Annotated in this window: 19 protein-coding genes; 12 read left to right on the forward strand and 7 right to left on the reverse strand. The window is 52.9% G+C overall.

Going from position 1 to position 21,124, the window contains the following annotated elements; genetic code table 11:
* Positions 1 to 128 precede the first annotated feature (128 nt).
* On the reverse strand, positions 129 to 1,097 hold the full coding sequence (locus tag EL111_RS04420; RefSeq protein WP_123794850.1) for a bile acid:sodium symporter family protein: 969 nt from the start codon (positions 1,095 to 1,097) through the stop codon (positions 129 to 131).
* A 137-nt stretch (positions 1,098 to 1,234) separates the two neighbouring features.
* Here EL111_RS04420 and rpe point away from each other — a divergent pair, with 137 nt between their 5' ends.
* The 3 genes from rpe (at position 1,235) to EL111_RS04435 (ending at position 3,505) form a co-directional block, all read left to right on the forward strand.
* Positions 1,235 to 1,912 (forward strand): ribulose-phosphate 3-epimerase, encoded by a 678-nt coding sequence (rpe, locus tag EL111_RS04425; RefSeq protein ID WP_123794849.1) that lies wholly within the window; start codon positions 1,235 to 1,237, stop codon positions 1,910 to 1,912.
* Between the two features lie 66 nt (positions 1,913 to 1,978).
* Positions 1,979 to 2,596, forward strand: a complete 618-nt coding sequence (locus EL111_RS04430; RefSeq protein WP_123794848.1) for a riboflavin synthase subunit alpha — start codon at positions 1,979 to 1,981, stop codon at positions 2,594 to 2,596.
* Between the two features lie 45 nt (positions 2,597 to 2,641).
* Entirely contained in the window at positions 2,642 to 3,505 is an 864-nt protein-coding gene (locus EL111_RS04435; protein WP_123794847.1) for an ATP-binding protein, read from the forward strand.
* A gap of 287 nt (positions 3,506 to 3,792) precedes the next feature.
* On the opposite strand, the gene EL111_RS04440 is transcribed toward EL111_RS04435, so the two are convergent.
* Entirely contained in the window at positions 3,793 to 4,221 is a 429-nt protein-coding gene (locus tag EL111_RS04440; RefSeq protein ID WP_123794846.1) for a Spy/CpxP family protein refolding chaperone, read from the reverse strand.
* Between the two features lie 295 nt (positions 4,222 to 4,516).
* Between EL111_RS04440 and EL111_RS04445 the strand changes: the two genes are divergently transcribed.
* Positions 4,517 to 5,404 carry a peptidoglycan DD-metalloendopeptidase family protein gene (locus EL111_RS04445; RefSeq protein ID WP_123794845.1) on the forward strand — a complete coding sequence of 296 codons (888 nt, stop codon included), beginning with the start codon at positions 4,517 to 4,519 and terminating at the stop codon, positions 5,402 to 5,404.
* A 383-nt stretch (positions 5,405 to 5,787) separates the two neighbouring features.
* Here the strand turns inward: EL111_RS04445 and EL111_RS04450 are convergent, their stop codons facing one another.
* The 3 genes from EL111_RS04450 to purL form a co-directional block, all read right to left on the reverse strand.
* The gene (locus EL111_RS04450; RefSeq protein WP_123794844.1) at positions 5,788 to 5,967 is read right to left on the reverse strand and encodes a hypothetical protein; all 180 of its coding nucleotides are present in this window, start codon (positions 5,965 to 5,967) and stop codon (positions 5,788 to 5,790) included.
* A gap of 217 nt (positions 5,968 to 6,184) precedes the next feature.
* Entirely contained in the window at positions 6,185 to 6,544 is a 360-nt protein-coding gene (locus EL111_RS04455; protein ID WP_231998417.1) for a hypothetical protein, read from the reverse strand.
* A gap of 295 nt (positions 6,545 to 6,839) precedes the next feature.
* On the reverse strand, positions 6,840 to 10,730 hold the full coding sequence (gene purL / locus EL111_RS04460) for a phosphoribosylformylglycinamidine synthase (RefSeq protein WP_123794843.1): 3,891 nt from the start codon (positions 10,728 to 10,730) through the stop codon (positions 6,840 to 6,842).
* A 366-nt stretch (positions 10,731 to 11,096) separates the two neighbouring features.
* Here purL and EL111_RS04465 point away from each other — a divergent pair, with 366 nt between their 5' ends.
* Positions 11,097 to 11,435 carry a P-II family nitrogen regulator gene (locus EL111_RS04465; protein WP_123794842.1) on the forward strand — a complete coding sequence of 113 codons (339 nt, stop codon included), beginning with the start codon at positions 11,097 to 11,099 and terminating at the stop codon, positions 11,433 to 11,435.
* 363 nt (positions 11,436 to 11,798) lie between these two features.
* On the opposite strand, the gene EL111_RS04470 is transcribed toward EL111_RS04465, so the two are convergent.
* Complete coding sequence (locus EL111_RS04470; RefSeq protein WP_123794841.1) at positions 11,799 to 13,109, reverse strand: sulfate adenylyltransferase subunit 1; 1,311 nt, start codon at positions 13,107 to 13,109, stop codon at positions 11,799 to 11,801.
* A 175-nt stretch (positions 13,110 to 13,284) separates the two neighbouring features.
* Here EL111_RS04470 and mnmA point away from each other — a divergent pair, with 175 nt between their 5' ends.
* Positions 13,285 to 14,385 carry a tRNA 2-thiouridine(34) synthase MnmA gene (gene mnmA, locus EL111_RS04475; protein WP_123794840.1) on the forward strand — a complete coding sequence of 367 codons (1,101 nt, stop codon included), beginning with the start codon at positions 13,285 to 13,287 and terminating at the stop codon, positions 14,383 to 14,385.
* 295 nt (positions 14,386 to 14,680) lie between these two features.
* Here the strand turns inward: mnmA and murI are convergent, their stop codons facing one another.
* Positions 14,681 to 15,490 carry a glutamate racemase gene (gene murI / locus EL111_RS04480; protein ID WP_123794839.1) on the reverse strand — a complete coding sequence of 270 codons (810 nt, stop codon included), beginning with the start codon at positions 15,488 to 15,490 and terminating at the stop codon, positions 14,681 to 14,683.
* 193 nt (positions 15,491 to 15,683) lie between these two features.
* Here murI and tsaE point away from each other — a divergent pair, with 193 nt between their 5' ends.
* The 6 genes from tsaE to EL111_RS04510 all read left to right on the forward strand — a co-directional run bounded on the left by tsaE (position 15,684) and on the right by EL111_RS04510 (position 21,074).
* Positions 15,684 to 16,154, forward strand: a complete 471-nt coding sequence (gene tsaE / locus EL111_RS04485; protein WP_123794838.1) for a tRNA (adenosine(37)-N6)-threonylcarbamoyltransferase complex ATPase subunit type 1 TsaE — start codon at positions 15,684 to 15,686, stop codon at positions 16,152 to 16,154.
* Positions 16,142 to 17,395 carry an N-acetylmuramoyl-L-alanine amidase gene (locus tag EL111_RS04490; protein ID WP_123794837.1) on the forward strand — a complete coding sequence of 418 codons (1,254 nt, stop codon included), beginning with the start codon at positions 16,142 to 16,144 and terminating at the stop codon, positions 17,393 to 17,395. Before tsaE ends, EL111_RS04490 begins: the two co-directional genes overlap by 13 nt.
* A gap of 76 nt (positions 17,396 to 17,471) precedes the next feature.
* The gene (gene nth, locus EL111_RS04495) at positions 17,472 to 18,107 is read left to right on the forward strand and encodes an endonuclease III (RefSeq protein WP_123794836.1); all 636 of its coding nucleotides are present in this window, start codon (positions 17,472 to 17,474) and stop codon (positions 18,105 to 18,107) included.
* A 136-nt stretch (positions 18,108 to 18,243) separates the two neighbouring features.
* A complete protein-coding gene (gene hemW / locus EL111_RS04500) occupies positions 18,244 to 19,428 on the forward strand; it encodes a radical SAM family heme chaperone HemW (protein ID WP_123794835.1) in 1,185 nt (394 codons plus the stop codon).
* A gap of 95 nt (positions 19,429 to 19,523) precedes the next feature.
* Entirely contained in the window at positions 19,524 to 19,913 is a 390-nt protein-coding gene (locus EL111_RS04505; RefSeq protein ID WP_123794834.1) for a RidA family protein, read from the forward strand.
* Between the two features lie 330 nt (positions 19,914 to 20,243).
* Entirely contained in the window at positions 20,244 to 21,074 is an 831-nt protein-coding gene (locus EL111_RS04510; protein ID WP_123794833.1) for a symmetrical bis(5'-nucleosyl)-tetraphosphatase, read from the forward strand.
* Positions 21,075 to 21,124 lie beyond the last annotated feature (50 nt).

Raw genomic sequence — 21,124 nt, forward strand, 5'->3', positions numbered from 1 at the left:
AAATGACTATACATGGTCGGAAAATGCAGTCGGTTTATACAGAATGATACGGTATTACGGCGGCAGCAAGGCCGGATACCAATCGGCATTTTGCAGACGGCGTCAACCGCATTTTCCGCTTCAACAGTTTATCCGTTTAGGGAATGCTCTGCTTTTTGTTCGGAAGTTTCGGCTTTTGCCGCCCAGTAAGAAGCCAATAATGAGCCTGAAATATTGTGCCACACGCTGAACAGTGCGGAAGGTACGGCGGTAACGGGCGAAGCGGCAAAATGCGCGGCAGCCAGAGCCGCGCCCAGACCTGAGTTTTGCATACCGACTTCGATGGCGAGTGTTTTTTGGGCAGCATAAGGCAGCTTGCAGAGCTTGGCGGCCAGAAAGCCCAAAAGATAACCCAAACCGTTGTGCAACACCACTACGCCGAAAATCAACAGCCCGCTTTCGATGATTTTGCCTTTGCTCGCGCCGACCACCGCACCGATAATCAGGGTAATGGCGATCACGGAAACCAAAGGCAGAACGCCCGCTGCCCGTTCGGTTTGCCTGCGGAACAAAACGTGTGCGGCAATGCCTAAAATAATCGGCAGCAACACCATTTTGGCGATGGATACAAACATGGACGCCGCATTGATGTCGAGCATTTCGCCGGCCAGCATCAGAAAGATAACCGGAGTGAGTACGGGCGCAAGCAGGGTTGATACGGAGGTAACGGCTACCGATAAGGCGACATTGCCGCGTGCCAAATAAGTGATGACGTTTGAAGCCGTGCCGCCCGGGCAGCAGCCGACCAAAATCACCCCGATGGCGATTTCCGGCGGCAGATCAAACAGCTTGACCAACGCGTAGGCAACCAGCGGCATGATGACGAATTGTGAAACAATGCCGATAATCACGGCTTTCGGGTGTTTGCCGATGATTTTGAAGTCCGACGGGCTGAGCGTCAGCCCCATGCCGAACATAATCACGCCGAGCAGTAAGGGAATATGGGGCAATACCCATTTAAACATTTCGGGCGAAACAAAGGCCAGCAGCGCGCACAATGCTGCCCACAAGGCAAAGGTTTTGCCGATAAAGTTGCTGATTCGGATAAGTAAGTTCATAATGTTTGAAAGCGTTTGTTATGGGGAAAAAAGCGTAAGCATACACGCCTTTACAAAACGAGGCAAAAGGCCGTCTGCAAAATGGCGGAATATGTCCGGTGTAAAATATCCCGAGCCTGATTTTATGGAGAGTTTTTATGACGCAATTCCGTATTGCCCCCAGTATTTTATCCGCTGATTTTGCCTGCTTGGGTCAGGAAGTCAGCCGCGTGATTGAGGCAGGTGCCGATTTGATTCATTTTGATGTCATGGACAACCACTATGTGCCGAATCTGACTTTCGGGCCGATGGTGTGTGCGGCATTGAAACCTTATGCGAGCGTGCCGGTAGACGTACACCTGATGGTTGAGCCGGTGGACGATTTGATTCAATCGTTTGCCGCAGCGGGGGCGGACATCATTACTTTCCACCCCGAAGCCAGCCGCCATGTCGACCGCAGCCTGAGCCTGATTCGCGATGCGGGCTGTCAGGCGGGATTGGTGCTGAATCCGGCAACACCGGTGCAGATTTTGGAAAACGTACTCGACCGCTTGGATATGGTATTGCTGATGTCGGTGAATCCGGGGTTCGGCGGTCAGAGCTTTATTCCCCATACCTTGAGCAAAATCCGCCAAGTTCGTACCATGCTTGACGAATATCAGGCGCAGAGCGGGCGGCGGATTGCGTTGGAAGTGGACGGCGGCATCAAAATCGAGAATATTGCCGAAGTGGCCAAAGCCGGTGCGGATACTTTTGTTGCCGGTTCCGCGATTTTCGGCCAGCCGGATTATCAGGCGGTTATCGACGAAATGCGTGCGCGGCTGGCTGCTGTTTGAGCAGCGTTTTTGCAGACGGCCTTTGCGGTTTGCTATAAAGCAACATCAAGAAAATAAAGGAAAAATATGTTTACAGGTATTGTGCAGGGCATGGGGCGGATTGTTGAGGTGGAAGAGCCTTCCGAACATTTCCGTACCCATGTTGTAGAGCTGCCGCAGGAAATGGCAGACAACCTGAAAATCGGCGCATCCGTCGCCCATAACGGCTGCTGCCTGACCATTACCCGAATAGACGGCAACCGCATCAGCTTCGATTTGATGCGGGAAACGCTGTTGAAAACCAATTTAGGCCGTCTGCAAAACGGCGATGCGGTAAATTTGGAACGCGCCGCCAAGTTTGGCGACGAAATCGGCGGTCATGTGATGAGCGGCCATGTGATGGCGGTAACGCGGATTACCCGTATCGATGCAGACGGCCTCAACCGCACCGTCTGGTTTGCTTTGCCGGAAGCACTCAAGCCTTATATCCTAACCAAAGGCTTTGTCGGTTTGGACGGATGCAGCCTGACCATCGGCGAAGTAAGCGACAGCGAGTTTAACGTCCATCTGATTCCGGAAACCTTGCAACGTACCCTGTTCGGCAGCAGAAAAGCGGGGGACGAAATCAACATCGAAATCGATCCGCAAACGCAGGCCGTTGTCGATACCGTTATGCGGGTGATGGCGCAGCAGACCAAGCCGTAAACGGTAATGCCGTCTGCAAAATGCCGTCTGCAAAAAGGAAACATCATGAAACTGGCGAAATTTTTGAAAAAAGCCTATTCGGTATTAAACCGTTTGGATTTGGTTTTACCTGCCGAGCAGGGCGAGACCGATTGGCGTGCATTGGCCTACCGCTGGCAGAGTATCGGGAGGAAAGGAGTACTGGAAAGCCTGCCTAATCCGCATACTTTTCCTTTGGACAGACTGGCAGCAGTCGGCAGCCAAACCGAACGCTTGAAACGCAATACCGAGCAGTTTCTCGCAGGCCGTCCGGCAAACAATGTATTGATGAGCGGCGCGCGCGGCACGGGCAAATCCTCGCTGGTCAAAGCCCTGTTGCATGAATATGCAGACAAAGGATTGCGCCTGATCGAAGTAGATAAAAGCGATTTGGTCAGCCTGCCCGCCTTGCTGACATTATTGGCGCAACGCCCCGAAAAATTCATCGTATTTTGCGACGATTTATCCTTTGAAAGCGGCGATGAAACCTACAAAGCCCTGAAAACCACGCTGGACGGCGGATTATCCCAGCGTTGCAGCAATGTGCTGGTGTATGCCACCTCCAACCGCCGCCACCTGATGCCCGAATATATGGACGAAAACGGCGGAACAACCGGTATACGCGGAGAAATCCATCAAAAAGAAGCCGTAGAAGAAAAACTTTCCTTATCCGACCGCTTCGGCTTATGGTTGAGTTTCTATCCGTTCGATCAAAACGACTACCTTCAAGCAGTACAAAACTGGTTGGCCGATTTTGGCGTGGAATATGATGAAACCGCACAAAAAGCCGCATTGCAATGGGCGCAGATGCGCGGCAACCGTTCCGGCCGCTCCGCATGGCAGTTTGCCTGCGATTGGGCCGGGCGGCTTCCCGAAGAGAGAGTTGTGTAGCAAGCAAACGGGCGGGGCAGACCGTTACAGTACGGGCGGGTTCAAAATCAGAACAATACGGTAATGCTGTACACCGCCTGTATAGTCGAATAAAATGAGAATGAGACAAAGCAGCGAAGCCGCAGACAGTACAGATAGTACGACAAGGCAAAGCAACGCAGTATCATTCTCTTTTAAAAGACTATATTTACCCACAATGATTGTTTGCCCGATAAAAAAAGCACTTCATTACGAAGTGCTTTTTTCAAACCGAATATTTGCAGACGGCAAGAGTATGGAAACTGTCTTCAGCGCAAACAGCTCGACAGCCATTGCTGACGTTGCGAAAAATTCAATAATTGGAAAAAGCGGTGTTGGATAGCCAGCTCATCTACTGCAAAATCCATGCTGGCCAGATAACGGCTTTCAACATAATCGCGGGCAGCATTCTGATCGAAATGGGAAGCGGACAAAACCTTGATGATATTCTGCCTGCGCGTACGGTCGATGCGCGAAACCTTGCGGGAAGCACGCTCGTTTGCCTTCTTGTAATCCATACGGATAAGGCGCAGAGATTTTTGCTGCTCGGGAGACAAATTCAGTTGGCGCACATCGCAGTTGGGATAAAAATCATCACGCAGCAACGAGGAATGTGAGGCAGCCTGAACCATGCTGCCGACAGCCAGCAAAAGGCTGGCGAAAGCGAAATGAAGCAAAAAATTGCGTTTGATGATCATCGGTACGGCGTTTCCCTAAATTCAATCTCGGTAGGAATATACTGGATAAGCGTGTCAAAGACGGTATCAGTCGGGTTAACTTTGGTTAATAATCATTTCCCTGTTTTGCAGACGGCCGTGATATGTCAAAAATTTCAAACAGATGTTGATGAAAATAAAAAAGAAAACGCATCATAGGCAAATCAGGCGCGGATTTTTCGATGGGGGAGAAAACACTTGCAGCACTTGAGAATAGGGAATATTTTTATTATGATATGCCCCGAGAGATAATAAAACCCACATAAAGGCTTCCGATATGTTGAAAAAAACCGCATCTTATGCAGCTCCTGCAGCCCTTGCTTTACTGTTGGGCGCGTGTGCCAGCCAACTGCCTGCTCCGGTGATTGCAGGTAACTCCGGCAACGCCTCAAGCGCAAGCGGCACTGCGGCTTCCAATCCTTACGGCGAAACCCCTTACCAACCTTCCGGCTCTGTATCGGATTTGCCTTACACCCCGCAAACAGCCTCAGCTCCGGCAGCAGGCAGTTCCGGCGGTGCCTATATTCCTTCTTATGCGCCTGTCGACATTAATGCGGCCACGCATACCGTTGTACGCGGAGATACGGTTTACAATATTTCCAAACGCTACAATATTTCCCAAGATGACGTACGCTCTTGGAACGGCTTGACCGACAATACCATCAGCATCGGGCAGGTGCTGCGCGTGAAACCGAGCGGTTATGTCGCACCGGCAAGCACACCGGCCGCCGTAGCGGCTACCGCACCAAGCAATACGGCAGCAACCACCCCGACCGTATCAACCGGCGCAACCCGTACAGTCAGCGGCATTACTTGGCAGAAACCGACTGTCGGTAATGTCATTACCCAGTTTGGCGGCAGCAGCAAAGGTGTGGACATCGCAGGTACGGCAGGGCAGCCCGTTGTTGCGGCGGCCGACGGTAAAGTCGTTTATGCAGGTTCCGGCCTGCGCGGTTACGGCAACCTGATTATTGTCCAGCACAATTCTACCTTCCTGAGTGCTTACGGCCATAACGAAAGCCTGCTGGTTAATGAAGGCCAAACAGTGAAACGCGGCCAGACCATTGCCAAAATGGGCAGCAGCGATGCAAGCCGGACACAGCTTCACTTTGAAGTCCGTCAAAACGGCAAACCGGTGAATCCGGCTACCTACGTAGCATTCTGATTCGATAAAACCATAAAAAAGCCGTCTGCAAATTACCGATTATGCAAGCCATCTTGTATGGCCGGTAATTTGCAGACGGCTTTTTCTTGATTTATCGGGAATATGCTCAAAATTTGCTTGAGACCATATTTTATCCGCTACCCATATGATGCTTCATGTATGGAGAAAGTTTGCCCGATACATAGAGTTTGAGTTTTTTGAAGAAACGACAATACACGGTATCGATATATTGAAAATATAGTCATTTAAAATAAGAATGATACAGCGTTGCTTTGCCTTGCCGTACTATGTGTACTGTCTACGGCTTCGCTGCCTTGTCTCATTCTTATTTTATTCGACTATAAATTTTGCGTTAGGGTAAAAGCGGCAGATTTCTTCAACCTTCAGACTTGGCAATGCTCCAGCAGTACCGCCATTTCCCTGTCCAAACCCTTCAAAGCAGACTCAACCACAACTTTATCGACCTCTTTCACATATTCCATAACCTGCAAATGATTGCGGAGGGCTTCGTACTGCCGCTCAAATGCCTGCAACTTGAGTTTCAGGTCTGAGGTGTTGAGCATGGGGACTTGGGTTTGGTTGTTGTTGCTTGAAACCTAAGGTTGTTGAAATTTGGGAACCAGTAGAGTTTTCCTTTTTTGCTTCACCTAGCCTGAAAAATTGGGTAGGAGTTCGCAAGTTCGATTAGCTTTTTATCGGTATTGCGGTTGAAGGATACTGTTTTTTTTCAGGCGGGCGGTGCTTTCGTATTTTGCCTGTGCTTTGTCTAATGGCGTTTTTTCAGTCATCAAATTTCCTTGTTTCTTCATTGGGCATGATGGTATCGGCAATGCAGCGGTTGCAGGCTTCTATAAGCTGTTCGGCGAATTTGGCCAAATCTTCGGGACGGCTGTCGAGAAAGATGAAGTCGGACAGACGGATGTCGATTTTGGAATCAAAAGCAAGTTTGCCATTTTCGGTGTGTTTCATTTCACCTCCGACTGCTCCTGCCGGTAATCCCTCTGAAAAAGTTTCATCGAATGAACGGAGGGCAAGGAAGCGCGGGTAACGAGTATGCAGGACAAATTCATCATTTTCCCCGCGGGCTTCTCCGTGAATGACCGCGGGGTATTTGTTGAATAGGTTATTGCGGCTCATCATTTTTGTTTTCGTCAAAGCAGCCTTGCGGCAGCAGGACTGTGTTGAATGCCTGTGTATTTATTCTATCGAGCACCCCATATCAAATCAAACATTATGAAATTTTTCTATTGATACGGCATAAAAAGTATTCCGCAAAAAATTTTTGCTTATTGATTTAAAAAGAAAAAAACAAGCCCTGAAAGTTGTCTTGCGGAACGCAAATTGACTTTCAGGGTTTTGGGTTAATTGAGGCCGTCTGCAAAATAGGTATTTTGCAGACGGCCTTTTGGTTTGCTTGTTAAGCGGCGGTTACAGCTTAACCCAAAGCCTTACGTGCGCCGGCGAACAGGCGGTACCAGCCGGAGAGTTCGGCATCCTGCCAGTTGTCGGGTGCCCAGCTCATTTGCGCGGTGCGGTATACGCGTTCGGGGTGCGGCATCATGATGGTGACGCGGCCGTCGGCGTTGGTTACGCCCGCAATGCCCTGCGGCGAGCCGTTGGGGTTGAGCGGGTAGGTTTGGGTGACTTGGTTTTGCCCGTCGACGTATTGCAGCGCGATTTCCAGATTGGCGGGGACGGTGCCGCCGGTGCGGGTGAAGTCGGCGCGGCCTTCGCCGTGGCTGACGACGACGGGCAGGCTGCTGCCGGCCATTTCGTTGAGAATCAGCGAGGCGGATTTGGGTACGTTGACCATGCTCAGGCGGGCTTCGAACTGTTCGCTCAGGTTGCGGCGGAAGTTCGGCCAGTTTTCGGTGCCGGGGATGATTTCCGCCAAGTTGCTGACCATTTGGCAGCCGTTGCATACGCCCAAAGTGAGCGTGTTAGGGTTGGCGAAGAAAGCGGCAAACTGGTCGCGCAGGGCGGGGTGGAACAGGATGGATTTCGCCCAGCCTTCGCCTGCGCCGAGTACGTCGCCGTAGCTGAAGCCGCCGCAGGCAGCCAGCATTTGGAAGGTGTCGAGCTTCACGCGTCCGGCCATCAGGTCGGACATATGCACGTCGTAGGCATCGAAACCGGCGCGGGTAAAGGCGGCTGCCATTTCGATTTGTCCGTTTACGCCCTGTTCGCGCAGGATGGCGATTTTCGGTTTCGCGCCGGTGGCGATAAACGGGGCGGCGATGTCTTCTTCCACGTCAAAGGTCAAATCGGCAAAGAGTGCGCTGCGTCCGTTGTCGCCCAGCAGCGCAAATTCGCTGTCAGCGCAGGCGGGATTGTCGCGCAGTTTTTGAATCGCATGGCTGGTTTCCTGCCAAGCGCGTTGCAGGTTCAGACGGCTTTCTTCCAGCACTACATTGCCATTGGCACGGAAACGCAGGGTTTCGCAATCAGCCGGAGCGCCGATATTGGCCACTGCTGCGGCCAAGCCGTTGGCGGCGAATACGGCTTCTACCGCAGCCAAGTCTTGTGCGCGGATTTGGATAACCGCACCCAATTCTTCGTTGAACATCGCAGGCAATACGCCCGCTGCGGACAGGGCGGTCAGATCTACATCCAAGCCGCAACGTGCGGCAAACGCCATTTCCGCCAGCGTGGCAAACAGGCCGCCGTCGCCGCGGTCGTGGTAGGCCAAGAGTTTGTCTTCGGCGATGAGTTGCTGGACGGCGTTGTAGAAGCCTTTCAGACGGCCTGCATCGTCCACATCGGGGGCTTCGCCGGTGAGCTTGTTATAAACCTGACCCAAAGCCGAGCCGCCCATGCGTGCTTTGCCGAAGCCCAAGTCAACCGCCAGCAAAAGGCTGTCTGAAACGTTTTTCAGCTCGGGCGTAACGGTTTTGCGCACGTCTTGCACCGGGGCGAAGGCGGAAATAATCAGGCTCAAAGGCGATACCACGGATTTTTGCTCCGCGCCGTCCTGCCATACGGTTTTCATTGAAAGCGAGTCTTTGCCCACCGGAATGCTCAAATCCAAGGCTTGGCAGATTTTCGAGGTGGCTTCAACGGTGCGGTAGAGTTTTTCGTCTTCGCCCGCATTGCCGCAGGCCGCCATCCAGTTGGCGGAAAGTTTGATGTTGCCCATATCGCCGATGTTGGCGGCGGCGATGTTGGTAATAGCTTCGCCCACACACATACGGCCGGAAGCGGGCGCGTCAAACAGGGCGACGGTTGGTTTTTCGCCCATAGACATGGCTTCGCCGCGATGGGTGTTGAAGCCCATCATGGTCACGGCGCAGTCGGCCACGGGGGTTTGGTATTTTCCGACCATCTGGTCGCGGTGGGTCATGCCGCCCACGCTGCGGTCGCCGATGGTAATCAGGAAGTTTTTCGCGGCAACGGCCGGCAGGCGCAACACGCGGTAGGCGGCTTCTTTCAGGTCGATGCCGTCTGTAACGAATGCTTCGCTTCGGCGGGCGACGGTGTTGTCGCTGCGGGTGGTTTTGGGCGGTTTGCCCAGCAATACGTTGAGCGGCAGGTCAACCGGATTGTTGTCGAACAAATCATCGCGCACCTGCAGGTGGCCGTCGTCGGTAGCGGTGCCGACCACGGCAAACGGGCAGCGTTCGCGCTCGCAGATGGCGCGGAAAGTATCCAAATCTTTTTCCAGAATCGACAACACATAACGCTCTTGCGATTCGTTGCACCAGATTTGCAGCGGGGTGAGGCCGTGTTCTTCCAAAGGCACATCGCGCAGTTTGAATTTCGCGCCGCGTCCGGCATCGTTTACCAATTCCGGGAAGGCGTTGGACAAGCCGCCCGCGCCCACGTCGTGAATCGAGATAATCGGGTTTTTATCGCCCAACTGCCAGCAGCGGTCAATGACTTCCTGTGCGCGGCGTTCGATTTCGGGGTTGCCGCGTTGCACCGAGTTGAAGTCCAAAGAAGCGTCGTTGGTACCGGTGTCCATAGAGGAGGCCGCGCCGCCGCCCAAGCCGATGAGCATACCCGGGCCGCCGAGCTGAACCAGCAACGCGCCTTCGGGAATTTCGTCTTTATGGGTTTGCTGCGCCTGAATGCTGCCCAAGCCGCCGGCAATCATAATCGGCTTGTGGTAGCCGCGCACTTGGCCGTCGAACTTGTCTTCAAAGGTGCGGAAATAGCCCAAGAGGTTCGGACGGCCGAATTCGTTGTTGAACGCCGCGCCGCCGATGGGTCCTTCAATCATGATGTCCAGCGGCGAAGCGATGTGGCAGGGTTTGCCGTAGGCTTGCTCCCAAGGCTGCGCCAAATCCGGAATGTTCAGGTTGGACACGGTAAAGCCGGTTAAGCCCGCTTTCGGACGCGAGCCTTTGCCGGTCGCGCCTTCGTCGCGGATTTCGCCGCCCGCGCCGGTGGCCGCACCCGCAAACGGCGCGATGGCGGTGGGGTGGTTGTGGGTTTCCACTTTCATGATGATGTGGGTGTCTTCTTCGTGGAAGCGGTAGGCTTGGTTTTCACCGGCGTGCGGGTAGAAGCGTTCGATTTTCGCGCCTTCGATGACCGACGAATTGTCTTTATAGGCGACTACGGTGCCTTCCGGATGGGCTTCGTGGGTGTCGCGGATCATGCGGAACAGGGATTTCGGCTGCTTTTCGCCGTTGAGGATGAAATCCGCGTTGAAGATTTTGTGGCGGCAGTGTTCGCTGTTGGCTTGGGCGAACATCATCAGCTCGACATCGCTCGGATTGCGGTTTAATGCCTGATAGTTTTCCACCAGATAATCGATTTCGTCGGCGGATAAGGCCAAGCCCAATTCGCTGTTGGCTTTGACCAAGGCTGCTTTGCCTTGCGCCAATACGTCGACGGTAGAGAAAGTTTCCGACTCGATATGGCGGAATAATTGCGCCGCCGCGCCGATGTCGGCCAACACGCTTTCGGTCATGCGGTCGTGCAGCAGATCCGCCCACTGCTGTTTTTGCCCATCGTTCAGACGGCCTTTCAGCCAAACCGCCGTACCGCGTTCGATGCGCCCGATTTCAGACAGGCCGCAGTTGTGTGCAATGTCGGTGGCTTTGGAAGTCCAAGGGGAAATCGTGCCGATGCGCGGGGTAATCAGAAACAAATGCAGGCCGTCTGAAGCGGCAGGCACTTCAGCCACGCTTTGCGCGTCGAGCAGGGCGTGCAGTTTTTCGACGGCGGCCGCGTCTAAAGCGTTTTCACTGCCGACAAAATACCAAAACTCGCTTTCCAGTTCCACTTCGGGCAAACCGGCTGCGGCGGCTTTTTTCAGCAGTTTTTCAACACGGAAATCAGACAGTGCGGCAACACCGCGCAGGGGCAAAACAACAGACATAGATTCAGCTCTCAAATGCGGTTGGAAAAAGGGGGATTATACGCTGAAACGGCGGGGAACTGTTGATAATTTGTCAGCACGAAAATGACGGCTTGGGGAAGGCGTATCATATCGGAATAGCGGGCGGCTGCTTCTTAATCCGTTTGAATAAAATACTGCATTATGGTAGTTTTCGTTCAGACAGATATAGTCGAATAAAATAAGAATGAGACAAGGCAGCGAAGCCGCAGACAGTACACATAGTACGGCAAGGCAAAGCCACGCCGTATCATTCTTATTTTAAATGACTATAAAATTGCAGACGGCCCGAATGCCTGTAACAGGCCGTCTGCAAAATATCCAATCCCCAAAGAAAGGAACAGGGTAATGAAAAAAATCGAGGCGATTATCAAGCCGTTCAAACTCGATGATGTGCGTGAAGCGTTGACCGAAATCGGCATTACCGGCATGACCGTTACCGAGGTTAAAGGTTTTGGCCGCCAAAAAGGACACACTGAAATTTACCGTGGCGCGGAATATGCGGTTGATTTTCTGCCGAAAGTGAAAGTCGAGCTGGTCTTGGCGGACAACGATGTCGAACGCGCTATTGAAGCCATCATTGAAAATGCCCGCTCCGGTAAAATCGGCGACGGTAAGATTTTTGTGTATCCTGTGGAGGAGGCAATCCGAATCCGCACGGGTGAGCGCAGCGAAGCAGCGGTATAGGCTGCATGATTGAACAAGCGGAAAAGGCCGTCTGTAAAATACCTGTTTTGCAGACGGCCTTTATGGTTTGTTATTCGGCATAAACAGTTGAAATATAGTCGAATAAAATAAGAATGAGACAAGGCAGCGAAGCCGCAGACAGTACACATAGTACGGCAAGGCAAAGCAACGCTGTATCATTCTTATTTTAAATGACTATAATTTGAGTTTTAAAGAATGCGGGTCGGGTTGGTTCAATCGGTATTTGTGCCGGTGTTATGAGGCGTTGGGAAAGGATTCCAAGCGGTTTGTTTGGATAAAAGGCCGTCTGTAAAACAACCAATTTTACAGACGGCCTTTTATCGGTTTGGACGCCAAAGTTCGTTAAATTTCAAAGCTGTCCGCTTGATGATCCGCGCGAATCATGCCGGCGGCGACGGTGTGGTTGGTGGCTTCGTCAATCAGGATAAATGCGCCGGTGGCGGGGTTTTCGCCGTAAGTGGTGGCGGCCAGCGGCTGTTGGGTTTTGAGGCTGACGTGGCCGATGTCGTTGAGCTTGAGTTCGGTGGCGGATTGGACTTGGCTTAAGGTGTTCACGTCCCAAACATAGGCGATTTCGCTGATTTTGACGGCGGTGGTCTGCGTGGTGTGTTTGAGCAGGTATTTGCGGCGCAGATTGAGCGGTGTTTCGTCAAACCAGCAGAGTGCGGCTTGGTATTGCTGGTTGGGAACGGTTTGGCTGCCGGCGGCAACGATGCTGTTGCCGCGCGAGATGTCGAGGTCGGTATCGAGCGTAATGGTCAATACTTCTCCTGCTTCGGCGGTTTCGGTTTTGCCGTCGGGGTTGTAGATTTCGGCGATTTTGGCGGTTTGTCCGCCGGGCAGGACTTTGATTTCGTCGCCGGTTTTCAGACGGCCTGCTTCGAGGCGGCCTTGGTAGCCGCGGAAATCGTCGCTGCTGCTGCCGTCTTGGCGGGCAACGCGCTGTACGGGGAAGTGTGCGGCGAGTGAGGCGGCATCGTTGCGGGAAACGGGCAGGCTTTCGAGCAGGGGGAGCAGTGGCAGGCCGGTGTACCAAGGGGTGCGCGTGCTTTTGTTGACGATATTGTCGCCCTGCAGTGCGCTGATGGGCAGGAAATGTACGGCGGCTTTGAGGCCGATTTGCTGCGCCAGTGCGGTATAGGCTTCGGTAATGGCTTGATATTTGGCTTCGTCGAAATCGAGCAGGTCGAGTTTGTTGACGGCAACGATGATGTGGGGGCAGCCGAGGAGCTTCAAAATGGCGCTGTGGCGTTTGGTTTGCGGCAGCAATACGGGTGTGCCGCTGCTGAAATCGACACGGGTGGCGTCCACTAAAACGATGGCGGCATCGGCGGTGGATGCGCCTGTTACCATGTTGCGGGTGTATTGTTCGTGGCCGGGGGTGTCGGCGATGATGAATTTGCGTTTCGGTGTGGCGAAATAGCGGTAGGCTACGTCGATGGTGATGCCTTGTTCGCGCTCGGCGGCGAGGCCGTCGGTGAGGCTGGCGAAGTCGGGTGTTTCGCCGTTGGCGGCGGCATGGTCGAGTTTGGCGAGTTGGTCGGTCAGCAGGGTTTTGCTGTCGTAGAGCAGACGGCCGATGAGGGTGGATTTGCCGTCGTCAACGCTACCGGCGGTGATGAAGCGCAGGAGCGGGGCGGTGGATGCGGTCATGTGGAGATTCCTTTGTTGCTTGATTGGGCATAACTTTAGCGAGGCCGTCTGCAAATGGGAAAGAATGGTTTGTTTGGTGTAAAGATGTTTTTGTTATATTAAAGTGGATATGGGATGTGGCGGGTGCTAAAATCGTGCTTTAAATCGGCAGTTCTTGCCTTAATATACAGATGTTATGAAAACGGATACTTTGCAAAACATCATCGTCGGGCTCTCCGGCGGTGTGGATTCTTCGGTTACTGCCGCGCTGCTGCAACGTCAGGGGCATCAGGTGCGCGGTGTGTTTATGCAGAACTGGGAAGATGATGATAATGACGAATACTGCAGCATCAAGCAGGATTCGTTTGATGCGATTGCGGTGGCGGATATTGTCGGTATCGATATTGATATTGTGAATTTTGCCGCGCAGTATAAGGATAATGTATTTGCTTATTTTTTAAAGGAATACAGCGCCGGCCGCACGCCGAATCCCGATGTGTTGTGTAATGCGGAAATCAAATTCAAATGTTTTCTGGATTATGCCGTGGAGCAGGGGGCGGATGTGATTGCGACCGGACATTATGCGCGCAAGGAAGTGCGCGACGGTGTGCATTATCTGCTCAAAGGTTTGGATAACAATAAAGACCAAAGCTATTTTCTCTACCGCTTGAAACCGTTCCAACTGGAGCGGGCGATTTTCCCGTTGGGCGACTTGGAAAAGCCGGAAGTACGCCGTTTGGCGGAAGAGTTTGGATTGCCGACGGCGGCAAAAAAAGACAGCACGGGTATTTGCTTTATCGGCGAGCGGCCGTTTCGTGAGTTTTTGCAGAAATACCTGTCTACCAATAACGGTAAGATGGTTACGCCGGAAGGTAAGGTAGTCGGCGAGCACGTCGGGTTGATGTTTTATACGTTGGGACAGCGCAAGGGCTTGGGCATCGGCGGTGCGGGCGAGCCGTGGTTTGTGGCGGCAAAAGATTTGGCCAAAAACGAATTGATTGTGGTGCAGGGGCACGATCACCCGCTGCTTTATACGCGCAGTTTGGTGATGAATGATTTGAGCTTTACGCTGCCGGAGCGTCCGAAAGCGGGGCGTTATACCTGCAAAACCCGTTACCGTATGGCGGACGCGGCGTGCGAGTTGCGCTATTTGGACGATGAAACGGCGGAATTGATGTTTGACGAGCCGCAATGGGCGGTAACGCCGGGGCAGTCTGCCGTATTGTATGATGGCGATGTCTGCTTGGGCGGTGGTGTGATTATTGCGACTGACAAGCCGGTTATCGTTACCGGATAAATGATGGGGCAGGCAGGCGGCATGGTATAACGGCGGCTTGGTGTCGCCTTTTATGCTTGCTTGATTTGATTGTGTGCTGCTGCCTGTAAATATTATTGTTTGTATAGTCATTTAAAATAAGAATGATACAGCGTTGCTTTGCCTTGCCGTACTATGTGTACTGTCTGCGGCTTCGCTGCCTTGTCTCATTCTTATTTTATTCGACTATAAATCAAAAGGCCGTCTGTAATTTTGCAGACGGCCTTTTTTGCGGATACGGGTTCGGGCGTTTGATAATGGTTTGCAAAGCAGCCGATCAGCCCAGCGCAACCATTTCAATCTGTTCCATGCTGCGGCCCAAGAAGCGTTCGCCGATGGTGCGGAAGCGCAGCGGAATGTCGCTGACGTAAAAACGGTAGTCCGGAGACGGGTTGTCGGTATTGAGCAAACCGGCGGAAGCGAGGGCTTTGGCGGTGGCTTCGGCGGTGGTAATGGCGGAGTCAACCAGCGTAATGTCGGGTGCTTCCTGACTAATCAGCGGCTTGAGCAGCGGAAAATGGGTGCAGCCCAAAACCAAGGTATCAATACCGTCTACCAACAGCGGCTTGAGATATTCGCGGACGGTCAGGCGGGTCACTTCATGATCGAGCCAGCCTTCTTCCACCAACGGCACTAAAAGCGGCGCGGCTTGGGTGCGTACCAGCGTATCGGCGTTGCTGCTGTGGATGGCGCGGGCGTAAGCATTGCTGTTTACGGTGGTATTGGTGGCGATGATGCCGATTTTATTGTTGGCGGTAGTGTCCAGCGCTGCTTGCGCGCCTGCGGAAATCACGTCCAGTACGGGCATTCCGCCTGCTTTTTGGCGGATTTTGCTTCCGGCAGTGGCGGCAATGGTGTTGCAGGCGATGACCAAGGCTTTTACATCATGCTCCAGCAGGAAATCGATAATCTGCATGGAAAAGGTTTCGATGGTGGCGCGAGACTTCGTGCCGTAGGGAACGCGGGCGGTGTCGCCGAAATAAACAATGTTCTCCATCGGCAAACGCTCCATCAGGGCGCGGACATTGGTCAGGCCGCCGACACCGGAATCAAATACTCCGATGGGGCGTTGGGTGTTGGTCGTCATGTTGCAGTACCGTAGTGATAATGCAGGTATTTTACACGCTTCGCTCGGCGGTTTCATCTGCTTTGCAAAGGTTCTGATGCAGTATGCTGTATTTTGCAGACGGCATTTAGCGAAACTTTAGCATTTGCGTGGTTTTCAAACTGCCGTGATTGACGGATAATTAACCCTTTATACATCAATAAAAGGCAGGATGATGACCGACAATGCCGCTGTTTCCCGTTTTTTGCCCGATGAAGAGGCCACTTTGGCACTTGGTGCAGAGTGGGCGCAATCGCTCGCCGCGCCGCTGGTCGTGTATCTGCAAGGTGATTTGGGTGCGGGAAAAACCACGTTTACACGCGGTTTGTTGCGCGGCTTGCGGCATGAAGGGGCAGTAAAAAGCCCGACTTATGCCATTGTCGAATCTTATCCTTTCGATGGTTTTACGCTGCATCATTTCGATTTATACCGTTTTTCTATGCCTGAAGAATGGGAAGATGCCGGTTTGGACGATTTGTTCGGAGCAGATTGCGTTTGCCTGATTGAGTGGCCGCAACAAGGCGGAGAATTTACGCCGGCTGCCGATATTACCGTATCATTGGAACACGCCGGAGAAGGCCGCCGTTTCACCGCCGCAGCACATACCGATAAGGGCCGGAAAAGTTTGGAAGCATGGTTAAACTAACAAGAAGGCAGGCAGTACGCAAGGCGGCCGGACTGCTGTTTGCATTAACGCCGATTTCCCATGCGCTGGCAAAAACGGCAACGCCCGCGCAGTTTGTGGCCACCCGTATCTGGCCGGCACACGCCTATACCCGCATTACCGTAGAAAGTTCCCGCGCCGTGCGTTACCAGCATTTTACGCTGGAGAATCCCACACGGCTGGTGGTGGATATTGAAAACGCCCACATCAATCAGGTGTTGCAGGGTTTGTCGGGTAAAGTACAGGCCGACGATCCGTTTATCCGCAGTATCCGTGTCGGGCAAAATACACCGACTACGGTGCGCTTGGTGGTGGATTTGAAGCAAAGCGTCAATCCGCAGGTTTTCACTCTTGCGCCGGTAGGCGGTTTCAAACACCGGTTGGTTATTGATTTGTATCCTCAAGGCATGGATCCCGACGATCCGATGATGGCTCTGCTCAATGCTAATGCGGCAGCATCGTCTTCGGGACGTACCAAGGCAACGGAACAACCGGCGCGTATCAGCAAGCCGACCCAGCAGTCCGACCGCGGCCGCCGCAAGCCGGTAGTGGTGCTCGATCCGGGGCATGGCGGTGAAGACCCGGGCGCAGTCAGCCCGAACGGATTGCGCGAAAAAGACGTGGTATTGTCTGTGGCGCGGGAAACCAAAAAACGCTTGGAAGCGTTTGGTTATACGGTACACATGACGCGCAACGAAGATGTGTTTATCCCGCTGAACGTGCGTGTGGCGAAAGCCCGGACCTTGCAGGCAGATATATTCGTTTCCATTCATGCGGATTCGTTTACCAGCCCGACCGCGCGCGGTACGGGGGTATATATTCTCAATCCGCGTGGGGCAAGCAGCGCGGCGGCACGCTTTTTGGCGCAAACGCAGAATAATGCTGATGCCATCGGCGGCGTTCAGGTCAGCGGCAATGTGCAGGTGGACAATGCGATTTTGGATATGACCCAAACCGCTACCATGCGCGACAGCCGCAAGCTGGCGCAGGCGGTTTTGAATGAGTTGGGCAAGCTCAATAAATTGCACAAAGGCCGTGTGGACGAAGCCAATTTCGCCGTCTTGCGTGCGCCGGATATTCCGTCTGTTTTGGTGGAAACCGCTTTTATTTCCAATCCGATCGAAGAAAAACTGCTGGCCAGCGAAGCATTCCGCAGACAATGTGCACAGGCCATTTCAGACGGTGTGCGGAAATATCTAGGCAGCGCGGTTTTGCGCCGCTAATCTCTGACAATGCCGTCTGAAACTGCAGATTCAGCGGTTTTGCAGACGGCCTTTTTGTTGTTTTTTACTGTTTGTTATGAATAAAGCCATCAGACAAGAAATTTTCGAGCGTTTCCGCGCAGCCAATCCGCACCCGACCACAGAATTGAATTTCAACTCCCCGTTTGAGCTGCTGATTGCCGTATTGCTGTCGGCGCAGGCAACGGATGTCGGCGTAAACAAAGCAACCGACAAGCTGTTTGCCGTGGCCAATACGCCGCAGGCCATGCTGGATTTGGGGCTGGACGGGGTAATGTCTTATACCCAAACCATCGGGCTGTATAAAACCAAATCGAAACACATCATGCAAACCTGCCGGATTCTGCTGGAAAAATACAACGGAGAAGTGCCGGCAGACCGCGCGGCATTGGAAGAATTGCCCGGCGTAGGGCGGAAAACCGCCAATGTCGTATTGAATACTGCATTCGGTGTACCGGTGATGGCAGTGGATACGCATATTTTCCGCGTGGCCAACCGGACCAAAATCGCACCGGGCAAAAATGTGCGCGAAGTGGAAGACAAATTGATGCGTTTTATTCCGAAGGAATTTTTGATGGACGCGCACCATTGGCTGATTTTGCACGGCCGCTACACTTGCAAAGCCCTCAAGCCCCAATGCGGCGGCTGCATGATTCAGGATTTGTGCGAATATCCCGCCAAATTAGTACCTTAATGATGTACATGCCGTCTGCAAATTGCAATAAATGATTTGTGCCGAACCCCCGAAAGTCATCAAAACGGCCGTATCGTGAAGCCGCTCGGTATCTCTCATTTTGCAGACGGCCTTAATCCCAAATCAAAACCAACACATGAACCCCGTCATCTTCCCGCAAGCCGGAAAACTCACCGCGCTGCCGCCCTTGTCGCTTTATATCCATATTCCGTGGTGCATCAAAAAATGCCCCTATTGCGACTTCAACTCCCACAGCATCAAAAACCTGCAAAACGGCCTGCCCGAAGCGGAATATACAGATGCGCTGCTGGCCGACCTGCAAACCGAGCTGCCCCATGTCTGGGGGCGGGCGGTGGAAACCGTATTTATCGGCGGCGGCACGCCCAGCCTGTTTTCCGCCGCAGCGATTGACCGGCTGTTGAGCGGCATACGCGCGTTGGTGAAATTGCAGCCCGAAGCGGAAATCACGCTGGAAGCCAATCCGGGCACGTTTGAAACCGAAAAATTCAAAGGCTTCAAAGACGCAGGCATCACGCGGCTTTCCATCGGCGTGCAGAGCTTTAATGATGAAATGCTTGCCCGCTTGGGGCGCGTGCACAACAGCGGCGAGGCGTTAAAGGCGATTGATACCGCTTTGAATGTGTTTGAAAAAGTCAATATCGATTTGATGTATGCGCTGCCGAAACAAACCGTTCGGACGGCCTTTAGCGATGTCAATAAGGCGATTGCCACCGGCGCAACGCATATCAGTGCCTACCACCTGACGATGGAGCCGAACACCGTGTTCGGCCATACGCCGCCCCAAGGCCTGCCGCAAGACGAAGCCGCGTTGGATATTGAAGACGCGGTACACGCCGCGCTGGCCGAAGCAGGTTTCAAACATTACGAAACCTCCGCTTTCGCCAAAGCGGGCAAAGAATGCCGCCACAACCTGAACTACTGGCAGTTTGGCGACTATCTCGGCATCGGCGCTGGCGCACACGGCAAAATTTCCCATCACGACCGCATCGAGCGCACCACCCGCCGCCGCCATCCGAGCGAATACCTCGCGGCCATGCGGGAAAATCCGACTGCCGCGATTGAGCGCAAAAACATTGCCGCCGATGATTTGGCGTTTGAGTTTATGATGAACGCGCTGCGCCTGACCGACGGCGTACCCGCCGCCATGCTGCAAGAGCGCACGGGCGTACCTACCGCACAAATCATGGCGCAAATCGAAACCGCACGCCGGAAAGGTTTGTTGGAAAACGACCCTGCTATGTTTCGCCCGACCGCACAGGGCAGATTGTTTTTAAACGATTTATTGCAATGCTTTTTGTAATGTTTACAGACGGCCAAGCCGTCTGTAAATCTATTCAAAGCCCATAATTTATACGATAATAACGCTTCTCGAAAAACGCATCTCAGGAGAAAATCATGGCGAAAACCATTATCCACACCGACAATGCCCCTGCCGCCATCGGCGCATACAGCCAAGCCGTCCGCGCGGGCGATACCGTTTACATGAGCGGCCAGATTCCGCTTGATCCGGCAACCATGGAAGTGGTCGGCGGCGGCGATTTCCGCGCCGAAGCCGTGCAAGTGTTTAAAAACCTGCAAGCCGTAGCCGAAGCGGCCGGCGGCACATTGGGCGACATCGTCAAAGTTAACGCTTACTTGACCGACTTGGGCAACTTCGCCATTTTCAACGAAGTAATGGCCGAGTTTATGCCCCAACCTTTCCCTGCTCGCGCCGCCATCGGCGTGGCTTCGTTGCCCAAAGGCGTACAGGTGGAAGCAGAAGCGGTATTGGTCCTGAACGCTTGATGTTGAGCGGTAAGTATAGTCATTTAAAATAAGAATGATACAGCGTTGCTTTGCCTTGCCGTACTATGTGTACTGTCTGCGGCTTCGCTGCCTTGTCTCATTCTTATTTTATTCGACTATAAAACATCATCGTATCCTGCCGATGGGGGCGGTACGGTTTTGCAGACGGCCTCAATACCGGTTGCAGCCTGTTGTCCCGTGTTTTGATTTGACGGCACTTTATCCGCAGGAAATTGATGATTGAAGAAGGGCAGGCTGACGCTGCCTGCATTGTTCAGACGGCCTAAGCCGTCTGAAATTTATTGTTGATAACAGATACTGATAAAAATTATGGCACATTACGCAATCGGCGATATTCAAGGCTGCTTTGACGAGCTTGTCGCGCTGTTACGCAAACTTGATTTTAACCACGGAAAAGATACGCTCTGGCTGACCGGCGATATAGTCAATCGGGGGCCGAAATCATTGGAAACGCTGCAGTTTGCCATGAAACACGACAGCAGCGTGCAGATGGTTTTGGGTAACCACGATCTGCATTTGCTTGCCGTCGGATACGGACACGGCAGCGTCAAACGCAGCGATACCATCAGCCCGATTTTAAAACATCCCGACAGCGGCAAGTGGTTTGACTGGCTGCGCCACCAACCTTTGATGGTGCGGGAAGGCAGTCGTGTCATGGTGCACGCCGGTATACTGCCCCAATGGAGCATCGAAAAGGCGGGGAGCTTGGCGCGCGAGGCAGAGGCCGAATTGCAGGGCGGAAAATATGAAAAATTCTTTGCCAAAATGTACGGCAACAAACCGACCGAATGGCATGAAAACCTTGAAGGGTATGACCGCCTGCGCCTGATTGTGAACGCTTTTACCCGAATGCGCGCGCTGACCTACAAAAATGAGCTGGATTACAGTTTTAAAGCTACGCTTGATAAGATGCCGCTCTATCTTCGCCCGTGGTTTCGCGTGCCGGACAGAAAGAATCTCGACCATACGATTGTATTCGGGCATTGGTCGTCGCTGGGTTATATGAACGAGCACAACATCATTTCGCTCGATACCGGTGCGTTGTGGGGAGGAGAACTGACCGCCATCAATCTGGAAACGCAGGAAGTAACACAAGTTCGCTCGAAAAGCGGTTTGGATTGGAAAACTTTATTAAAATAAACGGTTTATATTCAACTTCCAGATGCAGATATTGAGCAGATGGGCAGTCG

Origin of the sequence: Neisseria animalis (genome assembly GCF_900636515.1) — a bacterium.
Classification (GTDB): Bacteria; Pseudomonadota; Gammaproteobacteria; order Burkholderiales; family Neisseriaceae; genus Neisseria; species Neisseria animalis.